6 protein-coding genes are annotated in these 5,218 nt (G+C 69.5%); 5 read left to right on the top strand and 1 reads right to left on the bottom strand.

Annotated elements, in window-relative coordinates; genetic code table 11:
* Positions 1 to 460 precede the first annotated feature (460 nt).
* From JWP28_RS18490 to JWP28_RS18510, 5 genes are all read left to right on the top strand, one after another.
* Positions 461 to 1,417, top strand: coding sequence for an MBL fold metallo-hydrolase (locus JWP28_RS18490; RefSeq protein ID WP_299545257.1), 957 nt, complete (start codon positions 461 to 463; stop codon positions 1,415 to 1,417).
* Positions 1,418 to 1,540: 123 nt separating this feature from the next.
* A complete protein-coding gene (locus tag JWP28_RS18495; RefSeq protein ID WP_299545249.1) occupies positions 1,541 to 2,320 on the top strand; it encodes an enoyl-CoA hydratase-related protein in 780 nt (259 codons plus the stop codon).
* Between the two features lie 11 nt (positions 2,321 to 2,331).
* On the top strand, positions 2,332 to 3,210 hold the full coding sequence (locus tag JWP28_RS18500) for an NAD(P)-dependent oxidoreductase (RefSeq protein ID WP_299545251.1): 879 nt from the start codon (positions 2,332 to 2,334) through the stop codon (positions 3,208 to 3,210).
* Entirely contained in the window at positions 3,207 to 3,701 is a 495-nt protein-coding gene (locus JWP28_RS18505) for a GNAT family N-acetyltransferase (RefSeq protein WP_299545252.1), read from the top strand. Before JWP28_RS18500 ends, JWP28_RS18505 begins: the two co-directional genes overlap by 4 nt.
* The gene (locus JWP28_RS18510) at positions 3,698 to 4,312 is read left to right on the top strand and encodes a GNAT family protein (RefSeq protein WP_299545254.1); all 615 of its coding nucleotides are present in this window, start codon (positions 3,698 to 3,700) and stop codon (positions 4,310 to 4,312) included. Before JWP28_RS18505 ends, JWP28_RS18510 begins: the two co-directional genes overlap by 4 nt.
* Positions 4,313 to 4,453: 141 nt before the next feature.
* Here JWP28_RS18510 and JWP28_RS18515 read toward each other — a convergent pair.
* A partial coding sequence (locus JWP28_RS18515) for an SDR family NAD(P)-dependent oxidoreductase (protein WP_299545255.1) occupies positions 4,454 to 5,218 on the bottom strand: 765 nt, incomplete at its 5' end.

Consider the following 5,218-nt stretch of genomic DNA (forward strand, 5'->3'; position numbering starts at 1 on the left):
TGCTGGATTTGAAGTTCGCCGCATTCACGGGCCACCCGCCGAGCGAACTTCAAATCCAAATAGCACACTAGAAACATAGACTTGCTAGTGTCCTTATCGATTCCGAAGTTCGCCAAAGCCAGCCGCAAGCGCTTGCGAACTTCGGAATCGGGACACTAGGACGGCGCGCCGCCTTGGGCAATTCTCCTGGGAGCGGTCGCAGCTCCATGGACGCGTGACCATGGATGATCTCCGATCAGTTGGGCGCGGCGGCGCCGGCCCATCGCGCAGGCGAAGCCGTTTGCGCTCCGCCGCCGAGAGGATCAAAAGGAAGGCCCAGCCATCTGGAGCCTGGCTTTTGCGCGACGGGATCGAACAGACCTTTGCGGAACATCCGCGACCGAAGCTCACCTACCCGTTCGAGCAGGGGCCCAAGACCGGCGAGGCGATCGACGTCGCGGCCGGGCTGAAGTGGCTGCGCATGCCGCTGGGCGGGGCGCTGGCCTTCATCAACGTCTGGGCGATCGAGGATGGCCCAGGTCCGGAGGGGGGCTGGGCCATCGTCGACACCGGCATGGGCGGCTCGGCGACCCAGCAGGCCTGGCGGCAGGCTTTCGCGGGACCGCTCGCCGGCAGGACGGTGAGCCGGGTCTTCGTCACCCACATGCACCCCGACCACATCGGCATGGCCGGCTGGCTGACCCGCAAGTTCGACTGCCGGCTGTGGATCAGCCGGCTGGAGTTCCTGATGTGCCGTTCGCTGGCCGCGGACACCGGCCGCGAGGCGCCGGCCGACGCGCTTAACTTCTTCAAGGCCGCCGGCTGGGACGACGAGGCGCTGGAGACCTACCGCGCCCGCTTCGGCGGTTTCGGCCGCGCGCTGCACGCCTTGCCCGACAGCTTCCAGCGCCTGAGCGACGGCGACGAGGTGATGATCGGAGAGCATCTGTGGAAGGTGGTGGTCGGCTCCGGCCACAGCCCCGAGCACGCCTGCCTGTGGTGTCCCGACCTCAACCTGATCATCACCGGGGACCAGGTGCTGCCGAAGATCTCCTCCAACGTCTCGGTGTTCCCCACCGAGCCGAACGGCGACCCGCTCACCGACTGGCTGACCTCGCTGGCGCGGATCAAGACCCGGGTGCCGGACGAGGTGCTGGTGCTGCCGGCGCACAACGACCCGTTCTTCGGCCTGCACGCCCGGATCGACCACCTGATCGCCGGGCATGAGCGGGGGCTTGCGCGGCTGCGCCAGCTGATCGCCGAGCCGAAGCGGGCGGTGGACGTGTTCCGCGCCCTGTTCCGCCGGCAGATCGACCAGAACCTGCTGGGCCTGGCCACCGGCGAGAGCCTGGCGCACCTCAACTGCCTGATCGCGCGAGGGCAGGCCGTGCGGACGCGGGACGAGAACGGCGTCGACTGGTACCGGGCGACGGCCTAGAGCCGTCGGCGCCTCTCCCCGATGTCATCCGGTCTTCGCGTGCCGCGAAACCGGGATGACACGCGGGTTGATATCCCCGGCGGCAAGTCCCTAACTGCGCCCTACCAGCGGGAGGAATCCTCAATGACCGAGCATGTGCTGAGCGAGAAATCCGGCGGGGTGCTGACCCTCACCATGAACCGGCCGGAGAAGAAGAACGCGATCACCCGGGCCATGTACCAGGCGCTGGGCGACGCCATCGACGGGGCGGCGGACGACAGGGACGTGCGCTGCGTGCTGATCCAGGCCAACGGCGACAGCTTCACCGCCGGCAACGACCTCTCGGAGTTCGCCGCGGTGAATTCCGGCGACACCACCGCCAACCAGGCGCGCGAGGGCGGCAATCCGCTGCTGACCGCGCTGGGCCGCGCGAGGACGCCGCTGGTCGCCGCCGTGCACGGCCGCGCCGTCGGCGTCGGGGTCACCATGCTGCTGCACTGCGACCTGGTCTATGTGGCGGAGGACGCCCTGCTGACCACGCCGTTCGTCAACCTGGCCCTGGTGCCGGAGGCGGCGTCCTCCATGCTGCTGCCGGCCCGCATCGGCCACGCGCGGGCCTTCGCCATGTTCGTGCTGGGCGAGGCGGTGGACGGCAAGACCGCCGCCGCCTGGGGCATCGCCAACGCCGCCGTGCCGGCCGCGGAGCTGCGCGCCAAGGCCCGCGCCGCCGCCGAGGCCGTCGCCGCCCGCCCGGCCTCGTCGGTCGCCATCACCAAGGCCCTGATGCGCGACGCGCCGGGCATCGCCGATCAGATGCAGCAGGAGGGCCGCCACTTCGCCGCCCAGCTGAAGTCGCCCGAAGCCAAGGAGGCCTTCGCGGCCTTCGCCCAGAAGCGCGCGCCCGACTTTTCGAAGGTCGCCTGAGGAGCAAAGCCATGAGCCTTTCCGGTAGGACCCTGTTCGTCACCGGCGCCAGCCGCGGCATCGGCCTGGCGATCGCGCTGCGCGCCGCCCGCGACGGCGCCAATGTGGCCATCGCCGCCAAGACCGCCGAGCCGCATCCGAAGCTGCCCGGCACCATCTACACCGCCGCCGAGGAGATCGAGGCGGCCGGCGGCAAAGCCCTGCCGCTGATCGTCGACGTTCGCGACGAGGCCTCGGTGGTGGCCGCGGTGGAGCAGGCGGTGCAGCGGTTCGGCGGCATCGACATCTGCGTCAACAACGCCTCGGCCATCTCGCTGACCGGCACGCTGGCCACCGACATGAAGCGCTACGACCTGATGAACCAGGTGAACGCGCGGGGGACCTTCCTGACGTCGAAGGCCTGCATCCCGCACCTGAAGGCGAGCGCCAATCCGCACGTGCTGATGCTCTCGCCGCCGCTCGACATGAACCCCAAGTGGTTCGCCGGGCATACGGCCTACAGCATGGCCAAATTCGGCATGAGCATGTGCGTGCTCGGCATGAGCGCCGAGTTCAAGGCCGATGGGATCGCCTTCAACGCCCTTTGGCCGCGGACCGGAATCGCCACCGCGGCGATCCGCAACGCCCTGGCCGGCGACGAGGGCATGCGCCGCTGCCGCACGGTGGAGATCATGGCCGACGCCGCCCACGCGATCTTCGAGAAGCCGGCCCGCGAGTTCACCGGCAATTTCCTGATCGACGACACCTTCCTCTACGGCGAGGGCGTGCGCGACTTCGAACGGTACCGGGTCGATCCGACCATGCCGCTGATGCCGGACTTCTTTGTGCCCGACAGCATCCCGCCGCCGCCCGGCGTGAAGATCGGCGACGGGAGCCTCGCCCCGGCATGAGCGTCGCGACCACAGGCGTGCAGGTCCGGGTCGCCTCGCCGGCCGACGGCGCCCTGATCCTGTCGTTCATCCGCGACCTCGCGGAGTACGAGCGGCTGCTGCACGAGGTGGAGGCCACCGAGGCCGACATCCGCCGCGACCTGTTCGGCGAGAACCCGCGCTGCTTCTGCGACATCGCCGAAGCCGACGGGCAGCCGGTGGGCTTCGCGCTGTGGTTCTACAATTACTCGACCTTCCGCGGCCGGGCGGGGATCTATCTCGAGGACCTGTTCGTGAATCCGGGCGCGCGAGGCCTGGGGGCCGGCAAGGCGCTGCTGCGCCGGCTCGCCCAGCGCTGCGTCGAGGCCGACCTCGGGCGGCTGGAATGGGCGGTGCTCGACTGGAACAGCCCCTCCATCGAATTCTACGACAGCCTGGGCGCCGCGGCGAAGGACGACTGGACGGTCCGCCGCCTCGACGGGGAGGCGTTGAAGAGGCTCGCGACATCATGAGCGCCCCGCCGAAAACCGTGCTGCACGCCTCCGACGCCGAGGCCGAGGCGATCCGCCGGGCGGTGCGCACCGTCGATGTCGCGTCGCTGGGACCCGGCCGCGTCCGCGCCGACCTCAGCCATGTGCCGGGGCTCGTGACGCTGTTGGGCGATCCCCGCGTCTCCGACCCGATCTACGACCTGCCCCGGCCGATCGGCGAGGAGAGCGTCACCCGCTGGGTGGCGGAGGCCCAGGCGCAAGCGCTGGCGGGGGAGGGCCTGCTGATCCTGACCCTCGATCCGAAGGGCGAGGTGAGCGGCTATTCCAAGATCACCGTCTGGCCCGAGCGCGCCTCGGGCGAGCTGGCCGGCGCCGTGCGCGCCGAGGCCCAGAACCACGGCCAGGGCGGAACCGGCGCGGCCCACACCTTCGGCTGGATGTTCGAGACGCTGGGCCTGCGGCTGATCGGGCTGACCGCCGCCCTCGACAACGCCCGCTCCGCCAGGCTCATCGAGGCCGCAGGCTTCGTCCCCATGGGCGAACGTGACGCCAAGCGGGCGGACGGCACGATCCGCCGCTCGCGCTACTGGGAGCTGACGCGGGACCAGTGGCGGCAGCGGCATAGGTTGTAACCCAGCGTCATCCCGGTTTCCGCGCAGCGGAAGACCGGGACCCATAGACACCGAGGTTTGGGCTTATCCGTAGAGTGTCGCGTTCATGGGTCCCGGACACGCCGCTTGCGCGACGTTCCGGGATGACACCGATGTTTGTGGCTACGCCGGCTGCTTCTGCGGTTGCTGCGACCCCGCCATGGGCGCGCGGTTCAGGTCGAAGAACTTGGGGGCCATCTTGGGGATGGCTTCCTTGATGATGGAGTCCACCGTCCAGCCCTCTTCCTTGGTCACGGTCTCGACCGGCCGGGGCTGGGAGTAGAGGATGATGTTCTCGCCCGAGGCGCCGATGTTCTGGCCGGAGACGGAGGCCGCGGCCGGCGCGACCATGGCCACCGAGAAGCGGGCCGGCTGGTCGGCGCGGATCTTCTCGGCCATCACCTTGCGGCGCGCGGCGGCGGCTTCGTCCTTGATCGGCACCGACTGGGTCATGCGCGTCCAGGCGACCGGCGCCAGGCAGTTGGAGCGCACATTGTTGCGGGCGCCTTCCATGGCGATGATCCGCGAGAGGCCGGCGATGCCCATCTTGGCCGCGCCGTAGTTGGCCTGGCCGATGTTGCCGAACAGGCCGGACGTCGAGGTGAAGAACATGTAGGCGCCGTCGTTCTGCTCGCGGAACAGCTCGATGGTGGCGCGGGCGACGTTGAACGAGCCGCGCATGTGCACCTCGATCACCTGGTCCCAGTCGCGCTCGGTCATCTTGTGGAACATCACGTCGCGTAGGATGCCGGCCGGATTGATCACCGCATGCAGGCCGCCGAAGGTGTCGCGGGCCTGCTCGACCATGCCTTCCACGGCGCGCAGGCTGGTGACGCTGTCGGAGTTGTGGACCGCCTCGCCGCCGGCGGCGCGGATCTCCATGGCGAC

It is taken from the genome of Phenylobacterium sp., assembly GCF_028290885.1.
Taxonomy (GTDB): domain Bacteria; phylum Pseudomonadota; class Alphaproteobacteria; order Caulobacterales; family Caulobacteraceae; genus Phenylobacterium.

What these genes read in the sequence shown, in the direction of transcription:
- JWP28_RS18490 (WP_299545257.1), top strand. Translation starts at nt 461, where the DNA reads ATGCCGCTGGGCGGGGCGCTGGCCTTCATCAACGTCTGGGCGATCGAG.
- JWP28_RS18495 (WP_299545249.1), top strand. Translation starts at nt 1,541, where the DNA reads ATGACCGAGCATGTGCTGAGCGAGAAATCCGGCGGGGTGCTGACCCTC.
- JWP28_RS18500 (WP_299545251.1), top strand. Translation starts at nt 2,332, where the DNA reads ATGAGCCTTTCCGGTAGGACCCTGTTCGTCACCGGCGCCAGCCGCGGC.
- JWP28_RS18505 (WP_299545252.1), top strand. Translation starts at nt 3,207, where the DNA reads ATGAGCGTCGCGACCACAGGCGTGCAGGTCCGGGTCGCCTCGCCGGCC.
- JWP28_RS18510 (WP_299545254.1), top strand. Translation starts at nt 3,698, where the DNA reads ATGAGCGCCCCGCCGAAAACCGTGCTGCACGCCTCCGACGCCGAGGCC.